A 19,466-nucleotide genomic window follows, 5' to 3' on the forward strand; every position below is an offset into this window, starting at 1 on the left:
AAATTAGCGGTTGGTGACAGTGGCCACATCCCGCGAGGTCAAGCGCTCATAGGTCGCCCGCATTTTCAGCCCCGTCAGCACTTGGAACAGACCTGAACCATTGTCAGAACCCGGATAGTCACGGTGCTTCAGCAGCAGTTCCGTCATTTCACCATAGTGCTTGGTGGAGGTGTTGCTCAGGTGGCTTTCGATGTAGATCAGTTCATCGAGTTTTTCAAAGCGACCGTCCACTTCTAACACCGAAACGGGGTGACCATAGTATTCATCAGGCCCGTAGCTGAGGCGGATGCCCGGATAAGAGCAGGTGAGCTTACGACCGCAGGGAATCCAAGTAATCGTGGAGCCTTCATCAAAAAGATAGACTGGCTCAAAGCCGGGGATGCCTTCCCGTTGCAGCATCCGTACCCGCAGGATATTGCCGACTTTTTCCTCTTTGACCAACTGGGTCGGCAGAATTTGCAAGACCACGTCAGCGTACTGCTTTTGGGGATCGATATAGGCCATGAAGTCGGGGCGACGGGCATTGATGGAGGCAATCACGTCTTCGTAGCTGTGACCCCGCTCGGCCATGTCGCGCTTGATCTTCCAAGCAATTTTTACATCGTCGCTGATGTCGAGATAGACACTAAAGTCAATCAGCGATCGCACCCGTTCATCGTAAAGGGGATGCAGCCCTTCAATCACAATCACGTGGTTGGGATCAACCCTCTCTGGCGGGTCAATCGTCCCCGTTTCGTGGTTGTAGATGGGTTTCATGATTGATTCGCCATTTTTGAGAGCCTTGATCTGCTCATACATCAGATCAAAGTTGTTGGCACGGGGATCAAGAGCCGTAATCCCCGTTTCTTTCCGCTGCTTGCGATCCAGACTGTGATAGTCATCCAAGCAAATCACAGTCATAAACTCTTCGCCAAACAGATCGGCCAGTCGGCGCAAAAACGTTGATTTACCACAGCCGGAGTCTCCAGCAACGCCGATGAGAACCACACGGTCTGGCTTACTGCTCATAGCTGACGATTCCCTTTGCTCGTAGAAGTGGACATCCCCTGATGGGGTGGTTCAGTATTCCCTTACTGATATTACAAGGGTGGTGTCCCTCTGTGATAGTTTTTTGGTCAAAAAGAGGAACATTGCCCTCCATAGGGGGGAGCGGTGGTTGCCCTAGGGAAGCGTTTGGGATACACTAGTAGATTGCGAAAGTTAGTCCTAGGGATCATCATGGCCTGCCCCAAGAAGAAAACCTCGAAGTCCAAGCGCAGTATGCGTCGTGCGGTCTGGAAGCGCCAAGCTGCCCTTCAAGCGCAACGTGCCCTTTCCATTGGCAAGTCTATTTTGACCGAGCGCGCCCAAGGCTTCTACTTCCCTGAAGCTGAAGAAGAAAACGAAGACGAACAGGAGTAATCCATGGCCACTCCCACGGAGCCAAGCCGCACCCCAAAACTGGAAACCCCCAAGTACGGCTTTAATACTTTTGCTGAGCGGATCAATGGTCGTGCTGCTATGGTTGGTCTTGTGGCTCTTTTGTTATGGGAATATTGGACAGGAGAGGGCTTGCTCCACTGGTTGGGCTGGGTCTAGGGGACGCATTTAGCACTTTTTTGCATGATTCCCTACAACCTCAGTGACCCCCGCCTCTTTGGCATTATGGTTGGGGTCATGTTTTTGATGGTGGTCAGCCGCCTCGTTCTGGTGGCCGGCTTTTTTTCGCTTGTATATGTGGTGGCTCGCTGGACGCCCCTGAGGAAACGGCGGGTCAATTTGCGCCCCTACCAGCGGGGACAGTTTTGGCAGGAGTTTGGCTGGTCGTTGGTGACAGCGGCTATTTTTGCGTTGGCGGGGGCGATCGCCGCAGTGATGTGGCAGCGGGGCTGGACAGCGGTTTATCTGGAGTTAAATTCCCTCTGGGACTATATTTACTTTCCCTTGAGTATTGGCCTTGTGCTGCTGCTCCACGAAACCTATTACTATTGGCTCCATCGCTGGATGCACCAACCGAAAATTTATCGCCGTGTCCATCGGGTGCATCACCATAGCATTGTGGCCTCGCCCTGGACGGCCTTTTCCTTTCACCCGTGGGAAGCGCTCCTACAGGCCATTTTCCTGCCGCTGATTATTGTGCTTGTGCCGCTGCACCCCTACGCGATCGTGATTCAGCTCAGCCTGATGACGGTCTCCAGTGTGATCAACCACCTGAATTTAGAGATTTATCCCTGTGGCTTTGCCGAGCATTGGTTGGGGCAGTGGTTGATTGGCGCCACCCACCACAGTTTGCACCATAGTCAGTTTCGCTGTAACTATGGCCTCTATTTCACCTTTTGGGATCGCTGGCTGGGGACAGAGAGCCGCGATTACCTTCCCCTGTTTCGCGATCGCACCCAAGGCTGAAGAAAGAATGAATTCTGCATAGGCCAATTGGCCAAGGCGTAGGACAGTTCGTCTAGTTCAGTGGCAGTGAGATGGTCAAGGCACTTTCCTTTCCGATGATGGCGGAGCGGCAACATCCTTTAATTCAGCCGCTACTCACTTGGTCTGATGAAGCACTGATCAAGGCCTTTCAGGAGGAGCGCGATCGCGGCTGCTACTTTGTTGCTCTGTATTGTCGCTATGCCGCCCTTGTCTATAGTGTGCTGCAACACCACGGGCGATCGCCCGTACAAGTGGACTATCTGTTTGCTAAGGTGTGGCATGGGCTATTTTTTAGCCTTGACCGTTTGGAATTTACTCCTGAAGGGGTGAAAATTGGCGATGAGGAAGCTCGCTCCCTGCGCAATTGGATTGTCAACCGCACCGCTACCCTGATTCAAGAGGAACTCCCCGGCATTGAGCACATTACCTATGTCCTGCAGGATGCGCCACCGCCCCTTTGGTGCTACTTAGAAGCCAGCCTTGCCTACTTGAGTCCCCTGAGCCGCCTCGTGCTAGTGACCACCCAAACCTTTCACTGGAACCTTGAGCGCGTGCGCGCCTATTTAGAAGTTCAAGGGGAAACCTACAGCCTTGAGGAACTCAACCAGCATTTAGAAGAGGGGCTAGTACGCATCGCGGAGTATCTGCCGCCGGATATTCGCCAAATTTACTTAATGCCCGATCTCGCTTCAGAGGAACCCCCCACCGTTCAACCCACTCTCGAAGAACTCTTTCCCAATAGCGTTGAGGAAGTGGGCACCCACCTTGAGAGTAACCCGACGGACGCTAGTATTGATAACCTACTGGCAGAGTGGGAGCGGATTCTCTCCAGCTAAGATTATTTTTCCACAGGTGAATCTCACAACGATCTGGGATGCCCCCAAGACCGTCCCTTGTATGCTAGACTCAATTTGTTGAGAAAAATTTCTAACAAGGTTTGACGTTCATGGGTCTGGGTGTTATTGATTTGCCGACATTTTCCCTTGAGGGCACTGTCGAAGCGGTCTTTTATAAGAAGGGGCGACCCAAAGTCGTGATTCTAAAAACCGCCACAGGAACGGTCTGGGTTAAGCTAGAAAAGTCTCTGCGCCGTGAGTTAGCGCAACCCCCCAAGGTGGGCGATCGCCTGCGGTTAGAGGGAATGATCAGCGATAAGTACGATGGCTGGGTCAAGCAATACAAGGCCAGCCATTTAGAATTTTTAGCAACGGCTCAACCCGCAGCGGCAAAGCGTTCTCAGCCCTGTAAGGTGCTCATTTGTCAAAAATCCTCCTGCTGTCGGCGGGGTGCCAAGGAACTCTGGCAAGAACTAGAGGCACAACAGCTCCCCATTGCCCTGAAGGCGACGGGCTGTATGGGGGAATGCAAACGGGGACCCGCGGTGGTTGTCCTGCCCCACAAGAAACGGCTGACCCGCGCCAATGCCCAACAGATTCGCGAGCTAGTTTGCTCGACTGAGGCTTAGGGAATTCAGGACAACGGCAATCGAACTCACAGCCATACAAGCGGCAGCAATTCCGGGGGTGAGACTAAGACCCCATAGGGGTAATCCAACACCGGCTGCAAGGGGTAAACCGACGATATTGTAGGCCACTGCCCAAAGAAGATTCTGCTGAATTTTGCGGAAGGTGGTGCGGCTAAGGCTTAGCACAGCGAGCACATCCTCTAGATGATTGCGGGTGAGGATAATATCCGCTGCTTCAATGGCCACCTCTGTACCCGTACCAAGGCTAATCCCCACCTGAGCTGCCGTTAGAGCTGGCGCATCATTCATGCCATCCCCGACCATGGCCACGGTTTTGCCTTGGGCTTGCCAACCTTCAATAAGAGCCAGCTTTTGTTGCGGTTGGAGGTCTGTGTGAAGATGGGTTGTGGGTAAGCCTAGTGGTTCTAGGAGTTGCTGTGCGGCTTTGGCCGTGTCTCCCGTCAGCACATGGATCGCATAGCCTTGGGCTTGCAGGGCTTGAACGGTGCTCACTGCCTCTGGGCGCAGGCGATCGCGAAAGGTCACAACGGCAATCAACTGGCGATCGCAGGCCAAGGCCACATGGGTTTCCACTTCTAGGGAAGGGCAGTCAACCCCCTGATCACGCAGCCAACTGAGGCGACCCGCCTGATAGTAATGCCCCTCAATCCAACCGCTGATCCCCAGTCCGAGGGCAGTTTCCACCTCTGTCACCGTTGCTAGCTCTGTTGTCTGGCCGGTCGCAGCCCACGCCTTCTGAATTGCCACTGCAAGGGGATGGCGACTCTCGCGCTCTAAACTGGCTAGCAGATACAGCACCTCTTGAGAGGAGTGATCGCCATAGAGGTTGATCTCGGCCACTGCCAGTTCACCGGTCGTCAGTGTGCCCGTCTTATCAAACACAATTGTGTCCAACGTCTGACTGCGCTCAAGAACATCACTACCTCGAATAATTAAGCCTTTGGCAGCGGCGTGACTGGTGCCCACAAGCAGCGCGATCGGGGTGGCAAGGCCAAGGGCACAGGGACAGGCAATCACCAGAACACTCAAGGCTAGCTTTAAGGGCAATAGGGGTGTGCTATTGGTCATTTCTGGGAAGAAATGGGGGGCGATCGCGCTCCAAAAGAGAGCCGTTGCTGCCGCCAAGGCTAGCACCCCATAGCTAAAATAGCCGGCCACCCCATCCGCCATTTGCTGCACCGGTGCTTTGCGATTTTGTGCCTGCACCACGAGGTCTAGAATCTGCCCCAAAAATGAGGCACGACCACAGCGTTCCACCCGTAGGGTAACGGCAGCACCAACATTGCGACTGCCCGCCAGAACGGATGCCCCCACCCCCTTGGCCACCGGTAGAGATTCCCCTGTGAGCATGGATTCATCCACCAGGGTTTCCCCGGTCACAATCGTGCCATCGGCAGGAAAGGGTTCTCCAGCATCTACCCACAGCCAGTCCCCGACTTGGATACGACTGACGGGAATGGGCCAGCGATCGCTAGCGGTCAAACTGGGTTGCCATAGCGCCTGTTGTGGCTGAAGCGCAAGGAGGGATCGCAAGTCCCGTTGTGCCTGTTGACGTACCCGTTGCTCCAGCGATCGCCCCAGCAAAATAAAGCCAAGGATCATCACCGGTTCATCAAAGAAACACGCCCAGCCCAAGGCCGGCCAGAGCCACGCCACCGTACTCGTGAGGTAAGCCCCCAAGGCGCCAAGAGCCACCAGCGTATTCATATTCGGGCGACGTTGGAACAGGCCCATCATTCCTTCCCGCAGAATTTCCCACCCCGGTAGGACAAGGGCAATGGTTGCTAGCCCCCAATGCCAGATCATTGCCTCTAACATGGGCCAGTGCCCCGGCAGCAGATCAATCCCGTGGCCGACACTGGAGAGAACAAGGAGCACAAGGGCGATCGCCAACCTTGGCAAAGAGGTTTCCTCAGAGGCCGTGGGCAGTTCCAAAAGGGCATTGGCTTCTGCGAGGGTGGCTTGAAAGCGACCTTGGTTTAGGCTCTCGACAATGGCGCTGGGGGTCGTCTCAGCGGGGGAATAGGTGACAACGGCGGTTCCCGTGACCAGATTGACTGCCGCAGCATCTACGCCCGGCTGCTCTTTTAACTGATTTTCCAGCGATCGCACGCAGCCAGCACAACGCAAGCCGCTCACCCGCAGGATGGCTACCTCAGGGGCGTGAGAATCAACACTTGAACTTAGGGACACGTCGCACCCTCTCCAAAAAGAACTACGTTCAATCTCCTAACTGCGTCCCCACCGCCTATTGTGGCACGTTGGCTTTGGGATGTCAGGGAAAGGGCGAGCTATCCTAAAGAAGTGAGGTTTTCACGAGAAATACAGAGAATGGTGACTGCCAAGGAGACGGGCGATCGCTATTTCACACCAGAAGAATACTTCGCGTGGGAAGAGCAGCAGTTAGAAAGACATGAGTTGATTGATGGTTACGTGTATGCGATGGCGGGTGGTACAAGAAACCACAGCGATATTGCTGGTAACTTTTTGTTAATTATTAAATCCCACTTACGGGGTAAAGGCTGCAAAACCTATACTTCTGATTGTCGCGTGAATATTTTTGAGACATCGAATTTTACCTATCCCGATCTGAGTGTCACCTGTGACGATCGCGATCGCCAGAGTCCCTTTTTCATCACTTATCCCTGTCTGATTGTGGAAGTGCTCTCACCCGCCACCGAAGCCTACGATCGCGGCAAAAAGTTTGATCTCTACCGTCGTAACCCCAACCTCGTGGATTATGTGCTCGCTAGCTCAGAGGAAATGGCGATCGACATTTACCAGAAAAATGAAGGGGGGGATTGGCTGCTGCGCTGCTACCGCGCGGGCGATCGCGTTGAGTTGAGGAGCATTGACCTCAAAGTGCCTATTGAACAGTTTTATGAAGACGTTGACCTCTCTGCCCCCGCCGTAGATACCACTGCTCCGTGAAACAGCAAGCGGCTCTCCCTATGAACGCCGAGGCTATCGAAAAAGCAAAATTGGGTATTCTTTGAGAGGAGAGTAAATTCAAGGGGTACCAGACATGTTGCCGTTAACGGTGAGTCGCCTCTGGACAATTAGCCGTAATGTTTTCAATGAAACCCTGCGGGAGCGGGTTCTTTACGTCACTGCTGTTTTTGCCATTGGCCTCGCCTTGGCGGTTGTGATTTTGGGACAGGTGTCAGCAGGCACCCAAGACAAAATTAGCCTTGATGTGGGGATGGCAGGAATTTCCCTCTTTGGCTTGCTGATTGCTGCCTTTGTCGGGGGTGGTCTGCTCAATAAAGAGATAGAAAAGCGCACGATCTTAGTGATGTTGGCGAAACCCATCAGTCGCGCGGAATTTATTATTGGCAAACATTTGGGTCTATCGGCGGTTCTGCTGGTACTGGTAGCACTGATGACGCTGATTCTGTTTATTCTGATGAGCTTGAATCAGTTTGCCTATCCCGCAGGACCTTTGATGGTGACCTCTTTCTACATTGCGCTGCAACTCGCCCTCTTGACGGCAGCCGCTTTGCTCTTTGGCAGTTTCACCAGTTCCCTGATTGCCACGCTGTTAACGGTGGCACTGTACTTTATGGGGCACTTTAGTCAAAACTTGGTGATCCTCAGCCAAAAGATGGAGAGTGATGCCGTACGGCAACTGATGCAGTTTCTCTATCTGATCTTTCCCGATTTATCCCGCTTGGATTTTAAGAATACAGCGGTCTATGGCATGCTGCCCTCTGTACCAGAACTCGTGGCCAATGCCTTCTATGGCGTGATTTATACGGTAGCACTGCTGGCGATCGCCACTTGGATTTTCTCCCGTCGCAATTTTTAAGAAAAACCCACCGCCCCGCTGTGCAATTGCTCCCCCAATGGGCTATGATAAAGCTCTGGGAATTTTTGCCCGTGTAGCTCAGTGGTAGAGCACACCCTTGGTAAGGGTGAGGTCACGAGTTCAATCCTCGTCACGGGCTTTGTTTGACCAACCTCAGGGAATTTCCCATCTGCGGTGGGGGCATTTATCGCTGTCGCTGCCAGTAAATGAGTGCCAGCACAACAGCCAAAAGAACCACTGTACGGCGTAACAGCAGCGGGTTAACCGCACGGGCAAATTTACCCCCCAAAAGTCCGCCAACAATGGCAGCGATCGCCATCCCCAAGGCAACGGGCCACACCACCTCCCCCGATACAACAAAAAATGCGGCAGCGGCAACATTGATTCCAAAGGCCAAAATGTGCTTCAAGCCATTGAGGCGCGTCAAGCTTTCCCCGAGAACAATGCCCAGCACGGCGAGTAGAATCACACTCACCCCCGCGCCAAAATAGCCGCCATAGACCGCCGCTAAAAACACAAGGGGAATAGCTCCCACTTCAGATACGGCTGGCGCACTGATTCGCCGCAGTAACCAAGCCCGCACCTGCTCCTGAATCCCCAAGAGGACGGCGGCCAAAAGCAGCAAATAGGGAATCAAGGCATTAAAGAGTGCCTCGTTGGTGTGCAACAGTAACATTGCCCCTGTGATGCCCCCGGCCACCGCACTGGGAAAGAGCCAACCAAGGCGCCGTTGCTGACCCTTCAGATCCTGCCGTTGCGCCACTGTCGCCCCCAAGTAACCGGGTACCAAAGCCACCGTGCTCGTGAGATTGGCAACCACTGGCGGCAAGCCGATCGCCACCAAGGCAGGAAAACTAATCAGTGTTCCCCCACCGGCAATGGCATTGACAAAGCCCGCCGCCAGACCTGCAACGGTCAGCAGTCCGATCTCGCTGATCATGCCCCTGACTAGCTAGAGCCTAAGCAAGGTAGCGTTGGATGGTCTCGCGGTACTGACTCTTGGGTTTCATCCCCACGATCACTTCTAGGAGTTCTTTGTTCTTGAAGAGTTGAATCGTGGGTGTACTGGTAACCCCTGCTTGCTCGGCGATCGCGCTATCTTCAGTAATGTCAATTTCAATGAGCTGTACTTTGCCATCGAATTCGTCCACCAGTCGATCCAAAATCGGCTTGAGGGTGTGGCACGGGCCACAGGTAGGCGAGACATATTTCACCAGCAGCAGGCGATCGCTCTCGTGGAAAAGCTTGCGCAAGGCATAGCTACCCCGATGCTTAATGGCCTTGGGATCAAACGCCTGTTCTGGGGAGGTCGTAGGTTTCGTCGTTTCTGCGGGTTTGGTTTCGGTTTCCGTTTGGTGAAACTCCTGAATCAAACCCCGCGCCGAGAGCCAGCGTTCCGCATCAAGGGCGGCCATACAGCCACTGCCTGCCGCTGTTACTGCTTGGCGGTATTCATGGTCTTGAACATCCCCTGCGGCAAAGACCCCTGCCACATTCGTTTGTGTCCCGTGGTGGGTGACGATATAGCCCACACTATCCAATTCCAGAAAATCTTTGAAGAGTTGGGTGTTGGGGGTATGACCAATGGCGTAGAATAGGCCGCGCACCGGCAGGACGGATTCTTCCCCTGTGGCTTTATTGATAATCCGCAGACCCGTCATTAAATTGCCATCGCCAAGGATTTCCCGTGCTTCAGTTTGCCAGTGAACCGTAATTTTAGGATTGGCAAACACGCGATCCTGCATCGCCTTACTAGCGCGCATTTTGTCACTACGCACAAGAAGATGGACGTGGGAGCCATATTTAGTGAGATAGACTGCTTCCTCCGCCGCACTATCACCGCCGCCAATCACCGCCAACTCGACATCCTTGAAAATCGGCGTTGCCCCATCACAAATGGCACAGGCGGAGACCCCCTTAGTCCAATACTGCTCTTCGCCGGGGAGATGGAGTCGTTTGGCCGTGGCACCCGTACAGATAATGACGCTGTGGGCATAGACCTGCCGCTCTGCTGAGCTAATGAGAAAGGGGCGTTGACTAAAATCCACCTGAATCACATCTTCAGTGACCATTTCTGTGCCCCAGCGCTCTGCTTGCGCCTTCATCCGTGCCATCAGTTGCGGCCCTTGAATGCCTTCCGGAAAGCCGGGAAAGTTTTCCACTTCGGTGGTGGTCATGAGTTGTCCCCCCGGCAGCCCCCCAATTTGATAGCCTTCAAACATAAAGGGCTTGAGGTTGGCGCGAGCGGCATAGATGGCTGCTGTGTAGCCCGCAGGGCCAGAACCAATAATGACAACGTTTTCAATCCGTGGCGGTGTCATGGCTAAAACAAACTCGAAACGACTATGAGTTATTTGATTTTAGCTTGATTTTCCGTGGCAAACAAGGGAAGCATCTTTGGGCATAATGAAACGGTTAGGCACGCTCCTTGGCTGTGTATATCAAGCAGTTAGAACTCACGAATTTTAAGTCCTTTGGCGGCACAACCGTGATTCCGCTGCTGCCGGGGTTTACGGTCATTTCAGGCCCCAATGGCTCAGGGAAGTCGAACCTCTTGGATGCGTTGCTGTTTGCCCTTGGCCTTGCGGGGTCTAAGGGGATGCGGGCAGAACGATTGCCAGATTTAGTGAACCATAGCCAAACGCGGCGTGGCCATAGTGTGGTCGAAACGCGAGTCACGGTGACCTTTGCACTAGATGCTGAAACGGAATGGCGCGTGACGCGGCGACTGCGGGTAACCAAGCAGGGCACCTATACCTCGACCTACGCGGTGAATGATCAACCCTGCACGCTGAATGAACTGCACGACCAGTTGCAGGCATTTTGTATTTATCCCCAAGGGTATAACGTGGTCTTGCAGGGGGACGTCACCAGTATCATTTCTATGAATGCCAAGGCACGGCGGGAAATTATTGACGAATTGGCGGGGGTGGCGGATTTTGACCGCAAGATTGCCCAAGCTCGCGAAAAATTAGATACAGTCAAGGAGCGCGAAGAACGCTTTCGCATTGTTGAGCAGGAATTGATTCAACAGCGCGATCGCCTGCAACGGGATCGCCTGCAAGCGGAAAAATATCAAGCCCTACGGCTAGAACTGCAAGAGCGAGAGCAATGGCTGTTGGTGCGCCAATGGCAAGCCCAGGAAGCGCAAAAGGTGCAACTACAAACACAGATTCAGACGCTACAAAAAGAACAAGCCCAACGCCAAGAGCAACTGCAACAAAAGGCACGGGAGATGGCAGCGGCAACCGTTACCCTAGAACAACTCAATCAACAGGTGAAAGCCCTCGGCGAAGAAACGTACCTCCGCCTGCAAGCAGCGTTGGCGGATCTCCACGCCCAACAGCGGCAGTGTCAACGCCAGCAAACAGCCTACCAACAGCAGCAGGCACAGTTGGCAGAACAACTCCAGCAACGGCAAGCCCAGTACCACAGTCAACGGTTGCAGCAACAGCAACTTACTCAAGAGTTAGAACAGCAACAGGGCGATCGCCCCCCCTTAGTGACAGCCGTTGCCACCAGCCAAGCCACCCTCGACGCCCTACGGCAGCAAGCTCAGGAGTTGAATACGGCAGCCCAAGCTTGGTTTCAGGAGCACAGTCGGCGACGGCAGCGGATTGATGCCCTGATCCACGAACTGGAACCGAGTCGCAGTGAACTCTCTCGCCTTCAGGAGCGATCGCAACAATTGCGGCAACGGCAGGGGGAATTGCACCAAGCGGCCACCAGTTTAGAAGCTCAACAATTGGAATTGCAAGACGCGCTCACAAAAGCTGCAGCAGCAGTCCAACAAGAGGAGCAGCAACTACAAAACCTCGCCCAACAACTGGCCACAGCTCAGCAACAATTGAGCTTAACAGAAGAAACCTATCAACGCCTTGAGCGAGAACAGCGCCAAAAGCAGCGAGAACTGGATCAACTGGAAGCACGGCAACAGGCGGTTCAGGAAAGCCAAGGGAGTTTTGCGGCGCGGCTCATTTTAAGTGCTGATCTCCCCGGCGTGTTTGGGCTGGTGGCACAGCTCGGTCAAGTGGAACCCCGCTATCAACTGGCCTTGGAAATTGCGGCCGGGGCACGCCTAGGCAATATCGTTGTGGCGGATGACAGTGTGGCGGCAGCAGCGATCGCCATCCTGAAGCGGGAACGGGCTGGTAGAGCGACATTTTTGCCCCTGAACAAGATGGCACGTCCCAAGACCCTACCCCTTATCTCCTTGGCAGGCTGTATTGACTATGCCTTGAATCTTGTGACCTTTGAGCCGCAATATGCCCCCATTTTTGCCTACGTGTTTGGCAGTACCCTGGTCTTTGAGAGCCTTGAGGCGGCGCGACCCTACCTAGGGCAATATCGGATGGTCACCCTAGAGGGAGACTTGCTAGAACCCTCAGGGGCAATGACCGGGGGTAGCTATAGTCGCACAAATACCCTCCGTTTTGGTCAGGGGGCCACCCCCCAAGAATCGGCAGAAGTCCAACAGGTGCGCGATCGCCTTGGGGAACTGGAACGCCTGTTAGATCGCCTCATTCAAGAGCGCACGCAAAAACAGGGGAGAGTGAATGAGCTGAGCCAAGCCCTGAGTGACGCCCGCCAAAGCCATCGCGATCGCCAGCGGCAATGGGAGCAACTTCAGCAGCAACAGCAGCACCTCAACCGCCAGCAAGCAGACTTAGCGCGCCAACAGCAGCACCTTAGCCAAGAGTTAACTGCAACAGAGACTGAACTCGCGCACCTAGAGGCTCGTCTTCCTGAACTCGAAGCAGAACTCGCCGCCGAACGCCTTGCCCTCAATGCCCTTGAAGCCAATCCCAGCCATCAGCAGTGGCAGCAGCTTCAGGAACAAATTCAGGCACAGGAAAAAATTCACGCCGACCATGTGGCCGCCCTGCAAGCAGTGGATCAAGCCTTGGGCGATCGCCACCGTCAACTCGAGCAACTAGCACGAGACCTAAAACAAACAGAACAGGAGATTCAGCGACTGCACCAAGCCCAACAGGAGACGCTTTGTCAGCAGCAAGCCCTCGATCAGATGCTTGGGGACTTAGCGACGCAAACTCAAAGCACGCAAACTGCCTTGAGGGAATTGGACGCCCGCCTTGGCCACCTCAAGGGCGATCGCGATCGCCAAGACTACCAACTACGACAGCAGCAAAAGGACTACCAACAACTGGAATGGCAATACCAAAAAGCCAGCGACACCCTCACCACGCTGCAAGCCCAACTTCAGGAATTCAGCACCATCGAGGCACCCCCTTTACCCCAGCCATGGCCGGAAGTGCCCGCCAATCTCTCCCTCAGCGACATTCAACAGCAGTGCCAAGCCCTCGAAAAACGGCTGCGTGCCATGGAACCCGTCAATATGTTGGCGATTCAGGAATTTGAGGAAACACAAGGGCGGCTTAATGAGCTACAGGAGAAGCTCGCCGTTCTAGAAGCGGAGCGCACGGAGATCCTACTGCGGATTGAGAACTTCACCACCCTGCGTCAGCAGTCCTTCCGTGAAGCTTTTGATGCCGTCAATGCCAACTTCCAAACCATTTTTGCCACCCTCTCCGATGGCGATGGCTATCTGCAACTGGAAAGTCCTGAGGATCCCTTTGCCGGGGGTCTGAATCTGGTGGCACATCCCAAGGGGAAACCCGTACAACGCTTGGCCTCAATGTCGGGGGGTGAAAAATCCCTCACGGCCCTCAGTTTTATCTTTGCCCTACAACGCTATCGCCCTTCCCCCTTCTATGCCTTTGATGAGGTGGATATGTTTCTCGATGGTGCCAATGTTGAGCGCCTTGCCAAAATGATTCAGCAGCAGAGCCAAGAGGCGCAGTTTATTGTTGTCAGTCTGCGGCGACCAATGATTGAAGCGGCTCAGCGTACGATTGGCGTCACCCAAGCGCGGGGTCAACATACCCAAGTGATTGGCCTCGATTTGACCGCTCACCATTGATGCCTAACGGTGGCTGAAAAATAATTCCTAGATTTTCGATAGTTGATCGGCGTGGATCGTAGAGGAACAGTAGAATCCATTTAACTGTCAAAACCTCCGAGTTCTGCTGAGGAGTGTCCCTATGAAATACTGGCAAAAATTTGGCCTGAGCTTACTGACGGTGACCTGTTTGGGAACAATTGCCCCTCGACCTGCCCAAGCCAATATGTTTACACAAACGGAAGTGGATCAAAGCCGCTATGTGGTGATGGCTGTGCCCCTTGCCCGCGGTGGCTATCGCCTCTTAGTGGTGGAGCAAATTAAGGATACTCGTCCCTGCTGGAGTGAGTCGGGCAGCAACCCCGTGGTGATTGACCCACTGTTGACGACGTTTGACTTTACGGGCATTTGTGGGCGGGCTACGGATAGCAATGGCTACTCGATTCGGGTGGCGCAACAGGATTTAGGGTTGCAGTATGGTCTGCGCATTGAACAGGGGGATGGCGAGTTACTCCTTGTTGGCAGCAGCAATCGCGGTGGCCCACGTATGGTCATTGGCCGCACCCACGGTATGCAGGAAGGGCAATTTCTCAAGTTTCATCTGGAACCCACTTGGCGGCTAACGCGGCGCACCTATGAGGGGCAAGTGCTGGGTCATGTGTATTTCACCAATGACTCTTGGGAAGCAGCAACCGGGAGTATCCCTGCCCCTGCAACGCCCATCGGCACGGAAACCAACATTGATCCCATACCCACTCCCCAAAGCTAGGTTTACCGCTGCTTCATTGCCCGCTCCATCTCCCGTTTATCTTGGCGCTGCTTGAGGTCTTGGCGTTTGTCGTGGAGCTTCTTACCACGGGCTAGCCCTAGGGAAACCTTGACCCGCCCATTTTTTAGGTAAAGCTTCAGGGGCACAAGGGTTAGCCCCTTTTGTTCCACCTTGCCCACTAGCTTGCGAATTTCCTGTTTGTGGAGAAGGAGCTTGCGATCGCGCAGGGGGTCATGGTTGTAGGATTGGTTAGTGCTCTCATGGGGCGAAATGTGCACATTCATCAACCAAACTTCACCATTGCGGATGCGGGCAAAGCCATCCCGTAAATTCACCTTGCCAGCCCGAATGGATTTGACCTCAGTGCCAAGTAACACGAGACCACATTCATAGGTTTCCAGAATTTCGTATTGGAAGCGCGCTTGGCGATTTTCACTCAGGACTTTAACGCTATCACCCATTTGAGACTCACAAGGGTATTGCCAATATACCGTAGTTTAGGGGTAGGCGGAGTTTTCATCTTATCACTGCCCTCCCACCCCCCTGCTCAATGGTTATGACGCTATGCCCAAGCCGCAGCAGTTAGCGTTTTTGCAAGGCCTGCCTTTGATTGCAGTGGTGCGTGCTGCTCATCCTACTGCAGCGATCGCCCACGCTCAAGTCTGTATCCAAGCGGGCTTCACCTGCCTAGAGGTGACTTGGACAACCCCCGATGCTGCTGGCGTCTTGCAACAACTCCGTCAAGACGCTCCCCACTGCACCATTGGCGCTGCGAGCCTGCAAAACCCAGAAATGGTTAAAGGAGCGATCGCTGCTGGCGCACAATTTTTAGTGACCCCCCATACAGCCCTAGAGGTGGTGCCCCTCGCAAAGGCGGCCAATTGTCCTCTGATTTTGGGGGCATTAACGCCAACGGAAATTCTCCAGGCGTGGCGGGCGGGGGCAACGGCAGTGAAGGTTTTTCCAGTGATGGCGGTGGGGGGGGCGAGCTATTTACGCGCCTTGCGACCCTTGTTTGGCGAGATTCCCCTCATTCCCTGTGGCGGTATTGGTTGGGGGGATGTGGTACCCCTCTGGAAAGCAGGGGCGATCGCCATCGCTATGGGCAGTCAACTGGGTACGGATGTCACAATGCTCAAGCAGCAGGTGAACCAGGCTCGTCAGGCGTATCAGGCACTGACGCAGGGGTAAGGGTGCGCACCCGCTCAGCATGGAATCGTTTGCGGCGCCAGCGTTTGCCCAAATCGAGGCCAATGGTTTTGTGGAAATCATCCTGCACCTTTGCCGTGAGGCGGTAGGACACTTGGCGGACAATTTGAGCCAAGACGCGATTGCCTGTCCCTTGAATCAGGCCATGGGGCAAACGGTAGATAAACCGCGGAAAGTACATTTCCACCCGCAAATCCAGTTCCCAATTGACCCGCGTGTAATCAATGACATTCAGCGCCAACAGGTCGCTATCCGTCTCAGGGGTGGCTCGCATCGGTACCAAGGCCATGGCCGCTTGAAAATTCACCTCATAGTTCAAAAACGGCTGTTCGGGCACAGGAATTGTTTCAATGCGATAGACCCCCTGCTCTTGGGGCAGTAGGTGCAGTCCAATTTTGGGTTCCACTTCATAGCCATGGGAACCATAGCGGCCAATGGTGAGAATGTAGCCATGCTTGCCCACAGGTTCTGTTTTCATGGGATGGGCGCAGCGGTGAAACCATTCTTGGTGATTGTTCAAATAGGTCTCGTAGCGTTGAACGGGCGCATAGACTTCCATCCAGCCTTGGAATTGGTTGTGAAAAATAAAGGGGGGTAGCTTTGTCCCCTCTTGGGCATCGGTCATAGTATTAGATCAGCATTTGGTGATTTTGATCCTGACATACGGCTGGGGGCGATCGATCGCTACTGCGGGGAACCTTGGAAATATTGTCCCTGTCCAATGGTTGGTTTACATTTCGTTACATTACTATTCAGTTGCTTGAGGCTCCAGCGATGCCCCCTGTCCCTCCTTGGCTCGCCATTGAACACTTGGACAAGCCGTGGATTTTTTGGCCATTGTGCTTGATGGTGCTTCTCAGCAGTATTGTTTTGCGCTGGGGGAAAGTGCAGCAGCAGTGGGCGCGGGTCATTGTCGTTGGCAGTTTAATGGCCGTGATGCTGCATTATCTGCTGTGGCGATCGCTCGCTACCCTCAATCTACGCACTCCCCTAGAGGCCACCTTTAGCCTACTCCTACTGGCGATTGAAGGTTTTATGATGGCGGGCTATGGCCTGCAACTCTACCTCCTCTTGCACATTAAAAACCGTCGCCCTGAAGCCGATGCTGCTGCCCTTGCGGTCAAAAGTGGCCACTATCAGCCTTGGGTGGATATTTTTATTCCGACCTACAATGAACCCCTGACGATTTTGCGACGCACGATTGTTGGCTGCCAAGCCCTCGACTATCCCCACAAACGTATCTATGTTCTTGACGATACCCGTCGCCCTGCCCTACGGGAATTGGCCTGTGAACTGGGCTGTGAGTACCTCAGCCGTCCAGACAATCGCCATGCCAAAGCGGGCAACCTGAACCATGCCCTTACGCAGACCAAGGGTGAACTGATTGCGGTCTTTGATGCTGACTTTGTTCCCACTCGAAATTTTCTCACCCGCACTGTGGGCTTTTTTCAGACCCCTGATATCGGCCTTGTCCAAACCTACCAGAGCTTTTACAATCCCGATCCCATTGCCCGTAACCTTGGCCTCGAGGATCACCTACCCCAAGAGGTGGAAATCTTCTCCCGTCATTATCAAGTCCTGCGGGATGGCATTGAAACAGCGCTGTGCTACGGCAGTTCCTTTTTGGTGCGGCGATCGGCCCTCGAGGCCATTGGCGGCTTTGTTACTGAATCCCTCAGCGAGGACTACTACACAGGAATTCAATTGGCGGCAGCAGGTCATCGGTTGATTTACCTGAATGAAAGTCTCAGTGCGGGCTTGTGTGCAGAGGAAATGACGGCGCATATTCGTCAACGTCAACGCTGGGCACGGGGCACCCTCCAAGGATTATTCATTGTGGCAAGTCCACTGCGGGTACCCAATCTCACTGGGCTTCAGCGCCTTGCCCACCTAGAGGGGATCACGCAATGGTTTCACAGTCCCATGCGTTTGCTGTTGCTGCTGTTGCCCTTGATTGCCGCCTTTTGGGGTGTCGTCCCCCTTGAAACCACCCTGCGGCAGTGGCTCTACTATTTTGTGCCCTACTACTGGCTGCTGTTGAGTACATTCCGCTGGCTCAATGGTCAAAGTCGCTCTGCCTTGGTATCTGATATTTATGCGGTTCTTCAATGTGTGCCGTTGACATTGACAGTGATTGACACGTTGTTGCGTCCCTTTGGTCGCGGCTTTTGGGTGACTCCCAAGGGGAGTTATCGCGATCGCTACCATTTTCAGTGGCACCTAGCGGCACCGCTCCTCGTGCTTTTTCTTCTCTCTGTGGCGGCTGCTGTATTAAATTGGCAGGCATTACACACCAAGGGGCTACTACTGGCATGGGTCTGGAACTTCTACAATCTGGTAATTCTCGCCCTTGCCCTCTACAGCCTCATCGAACGCCCCCGCCCCGATCCCTATGATTGGCTCAATGTCCAGCAAACCGTTGAACTCCATCTCGCTTGGGATCAAACCACTGCCCTGTGGGGCACGACAATTCGCCTTTCTGAAGGGGGGGCGATCGTGCATCTGCATCAACCCCTCCCCCCCTCCGCAATGGGTGTACCCCTCACCTGTCGGCTTTTGGAGTCAGGCATTGACCTCAGCGGCCAAGTTGTTGATATGCCCAATCCAACGACCCTAGAGATTTACTTTGACCCCCTGACCTTGGCTCAATACCGCCAATTGGTCACCTTACTTTTTTGTGAACCCAACCGTTGGCAATGGCAAAAAGCCCCCAGTGAATTACAAACCCTGTGGCTGCTTCTGCACACTCTCATCTCGCCTCCCCTGAGTCGTCACTGGATGCGGATCACCCGCCCTAGTCAGGCAAAAGCGTGGCATCGAGCCTACAGCTATGCCAAGGAAAAATGATTTTTGCTAGCTCTTTGTAACATTAAGCTTATAGGTCTTAAACGAGGGGACTATCCATCCAAAAGCCGTCCACAAATTGCCTAGTTGCTCCATCGCAACGAGTCCACCATTACTCGCTGGCTCAATGTCTATCGTCCAGTGTTGAATTCTGCATTGGCAGTCACTGTCTCTCCTCTGAAAAAAACACTTGAATGGTGCATTGGCTAAGATATAGCTTGGCTAGAACGACAACACTTTCTTGGAACACTAAAGATGCACCGATACCTCCTCCGAATCTGTATTGCTCTGGTGTTGGTGCTGTCTCTTCAGTCCATTGCTCAAAGTGCCTTACCCGCTGGTGCAGGGGAATTTCTCACAGGTCGCGAGGCCACTTGGCAACGGGAATATGAAGTTTATTTTCAAAATCAATTTACTAGTCGGCGACTCAATCCCTCTGCCATTCAGCGCATTCTCAGGCAAATGTCCAAGCGTACGGGTTGGCACACAGCTCTTTTGCACTTGGCACCAACGGCCAACGAGATTAAGCTCTTAGTTACCTCTCTACAGGGAGAGCCACTGTTGCTGACTGTGCCAGCAGTGTCGCAAGCTGATCTGATGGCATCGTTCATCTGGCTACCCATGCCTTGTTTCGCCCCGGTCAAGCCCAAGAGTCCTTTATTCAACTGTGGGGCAGTGAAACAGTCACGCTGCAAAACCTCCCCCAACTTAATCTAGAGCAACCCCCTCTCGAACTGCTGGTTTTGAGTGCCTGTCAAACCGCTCTGGGAGACGATCGCGCGGAGTTAGGCTTTGCGGGTCTTGCCCTTCAATCGGGTGCCAAAAGTGCCGTCGCTAGCCTCTGGCAAGTGAGTGATGCGGGTACCCTAGAACTCATGGAACACTTCTATAGCCATCTGCACCACACTGCTAGTAAAGTTGCTGCTCTGCAAAAGGCTCAATTACACCTTCTGAGATATTCAAGATTCCAAGCACCTTATTTTTGGGCAGGCTTTACACTCGTGGGCGCTCCTTGGTAAAGCAA

The 19,466-nt window shown here is 53.7% G+C and carries 18 protein-coding genes and 1 tRNA gene; 13 read left to right on the forward strand and 6 right to left on the reverse strand.

Features of this window, described 5'->3' with window-relative positions; genetic code table 11:
• Positions 1 to 3 precede the first annotated feature (3 nt).
• Positions 4 to 1,008 (reverse strand): phosphoribulokinase, encoded by a 1,005-nt coding sequence (locus tag RHK62_RS07815; protein WP_149818046.1) that lies wholly within the window; start codon positions 1,006 to 1,008, stop codon positions 4 to 6.
• A 210-nt stretch (positions 1,009 to 1,218) separates the two neighbouring features.
• Here RHK62_RS07815 and RHK62_RS07820 point away from each other — a divergent pair, with 210 nt between their 5' ends.
• From RHK62_RS07820 to RHK62_RS07840, 5 genes are all read left to right on the forward strand, one after another.
• On the forward strand, positions 1,219 to 1,401 hold the full coding sequence (locus RHK62_RS07820; protein ID WP_024124949.1) for a 50S ribosomal protein L32: 183 nt from the start codon (positions 1,219 to 1,221) through the stop codon (positions 1,399 to 1,401).
• A gap of 3 nt (positions 1,402 to 1,404) precedes the next feature.
• Positions 1,405 to 1,578 (forward strand): hypothetical protein, encoded by a 174-nt coding sequence (locus RHK62_RS07825; RefSeq protein WP_149818048.1) that lies wholly within the window; start codon positions 1,405 to 1,407, stop codon positions 1,576 to 1,578.
• 24 nt (positions 1,579 to 1,602) lie between these two features.
• Positions 1,603 to 2,385 carry a 2,2'-beta-hydroxylase CrtG gene (crtG, locus tag RHK62_RS07830; RefSeq protein ID WP_206199488.1) on the forward strand — a complete coding sequence of 261 codons (783 nt, stop codon included), beginning with the start codon at positions 1,603 to 1,605 and terminating at the stop codon, positions 2,383 to 2,385.
• 71 nt (positions 2,386 to 2,456) lie between these two features.
• Positions 2,457 to 3,242 (forward strand): hypothetical protein, encoded by a 786-nt coding sequence (locus RHK62_RS07835; RefSeq protein ID WP_302676411.1) that lies wholly within the window; start codon positions 2,457 to 2,459, stop codon positions 3,240 to 3,242.
• Between the two features lie 110 nt (positions 3,243 to 3,352).
• Positions 3,353 to 3,871 carry a (2Fe-2S) ferredoxin domain-containing protein gene (locus RHK62_RS07840; protein ID WP_206199490.1) on the forward strand — a complete coding sequence of 173 codons (519 nt, stop codon included), beginning with the start codon at positions 3,353 to 3,355 and terminating at the stop codon, positions 3,869 to 3,871.
• On the opposite strand, the gene RHK62_RS07845 is transcribed toward RHK62_RS07840, so the two are convergent.
• Positions 3,848 to 6,085: a heavy metal translocating P-type ATPase gene (locus RHK62_RS07845; RefSeq protein ID WP_310453544.1), complete on the reverse strand. Its 2,238-nt coding sequence runs from the start codon at positions 6,083 to 6,085 to the stop codon at positions 3,848 to 3,850. The genes RHK62_RS07840 and RHK62_RS07845 overlap by 24 nt on opposite strands.
• Positions 6,086 to 6,223: 138 nt before the next feature.
• Here RHK62_RS07845 and RHK62_RS07850 point away from each other — a divergent pair, with 138 nt between their 5' ends.
• The 3 genes from RHK62_RS07850 (at position 6,224) to RHK62_RS07860 (ending at position 7,839) form a co-directional block, all read left to right on the forward strand.
• Positions 6,224 to 6,823, forward strand: coding sequence for a Uma2 family endonuclease (locus RHK62_RS07850; protein WP_302677856.1), 600 nt, complete (start codon positions 6,224 to 6,226; stop codon positions 6,821 to 6,823).
• Between the two features lie 94 nt (positions 6,824 to 6,917).
• On the forward strand, positions 6,918 to 7,700 hold the full coding sequence (locus tag RHK62_RS07855) for an ABC transporter permease (RefSeq protein ID WP_206199492.1): 783 nt from the start codon (positions 6,918 to 6,920) through the stop codon (positions 7,698 to 7,700).
• Between the two features lie 67 nt (positions 7,701 to 7,767).
• Positions 7,768 to 7,839 (forward strand) — tRNA-Thr (locus RHK62_RS07860).
• A 45-nt stretch (positions 7,840 to 7,884) separates the two neighbouring features.
• Here RHK62_RS07860 and RHK62_RS07865 read toward each other — a convergent pair.
• Together RHK62_RS07865 and trxB are read right to left on the reverse strand one after the other, a co-directional pair.
• Entirely contained in the window at positions 7,885 to 8,640 is a 756-nt protein-coding gene (locus RHK62_RS07865) for a sulfite exporter TauE/SafE family protein (protein ID WP_302677857.1), read from the reverse strand.
• 19 nt (positions 8,641 to 8,659) lie between these two features.
• Positions 8,660 to 10,021 carry a thioredoxin-disulfide reductase gene (trxB, locus tag RHK62_RS07870; protein ID WP_302677858.1) on the reverse strand — a complete coding sequence of 454 codons (1,362 nt, stop codon included), beginning with the start codon at positions 10,019 to 10,021 and terminating at the stop codon, positions 8,660 to 8,662.
• A 113-nt stretch (positions 10,022 to 10,134) separates the two neighbouring features.
• Between trxB and smc the strand changes: the two genes are divergently transcribed.
• Both smc and RHK62_RS07880 read left to right on the forward strand, forming a co-directional pair.
• Positions 10,135 to 13,641 carry a chromosome segregation protein SMC gene (smc, locus tag RHK62_RS07875; RefSeq protein ID WP_310453591.1) on the forward strand — a complete coding sequence of 1,169 codons (3,507 nt, stop codon included), beginning with the start codon at positions 10,135 to 10,137 and terminating at the stop codon, positions 13,639 to 13,641.
• 121 nt (positions 13,642 to 13,762) lie between these two features.
• Complete coding sequence (locus RHK62_RS07880) at positions 13,763 to 14,389, forward strand: DUF3747 domain-containing protein (protein WP_310453545.1); 627 nt, start codon at positions 13,763 to 13,765, stop codon at positions 14,387 to 14,389.
• 2 nt (positions 14,390 to 14,391) lie between these two features.
• Here the strand turns inward: RHK62_RS07880 and smpB are convergent, their stop codons facing one another.
• A complete protein-coding gene (gene smpB / locus RHK62_RS07885) occupies positions 14,392 to 14,850 on the reverse strand; it encodes an SsrA-binding protein SmpB (RefSeq protein ID WP_206199497.1) in 459 nt (152 codons plus the stop codon).
• Positions 14,851 to 14,953: 103 nt separating this feature from the next.
• On the opposite strand from smpB, the gene RHK62_RS07890 reads away from it, so the two are divergent.
• On the forward strand, positions 14,954 to 15,580 hold the full coding sequence (locus RHK62_RS07890; protein ID WP_310453546.1) for a bifunctional 4-hydroxy-2-oxoglutarate aldolase/2-dehydro-3-deoxy-phosphogluconate aldolase: 627 nt from the start codon (positions 14,954 to 14,956) through the stop codon (positions 15,578 to 15,580).
• Here the strand turns inward: RHK62_RS07890 and RHK62_RS07895 are convergent.
• Positions 15,525 to 16,223 (reverse strand): DUF1997 domain-containing protein, encoded by a 699-nt coding sequence (locus RHK62_RS07895; protein ID WP_310438341.1) that lies wholly within the window; start codon positions 16,221 to 16,223, stop codon positions 15,525 to 15,527. The two genes, RHK62_RS07890 and RHK62_RS07895, sit on opposite strands and share 56 nt — an antisense overlap.
• Positions 16,224 to 16,372: 149 nt before the next feature.
• On the opposite strand from RHK62_RS07895, the gene RHK62_RS07900 reads away from it, so the two are divergent.
• Together RHK62_RS07900 and RHK62_RS07905 are read left to right on the forward strand one after the other, a co-directional pair.
• Entirely contained in the window at positions 16,373 to 18,445 is a 2,073-nt protein-coding gene (locus tag RHK62_RS07900; RefSeq protein WP_310453547.1) for a glycosyltransferase, read from the forward strand.
• 608 nt (positions 18,446 to 19,053) lie between these two features.
• Positions 19,054 to 19,461, forward strand: coding sequence for a CHAT domain-containing protein (locus RHK62_RS07905; protein ID WP_225901705.1), 408 nt, complete (start codon positions 19,054 to 19,056; stop codon positions 19,459 to 19,461).
• Positions 19,462 to 19,466 lie beyond the last annotated feature (5 nt).

The organism is Thermosynechococcus sp. HY213 (assembly GCF_031460975.1).
GTDB lineage: Bacteria > Cyanobacteriota > Cyanobacteriia > Thermosynechococcales > Thermosynechococcaceae > Thermosynechococcus.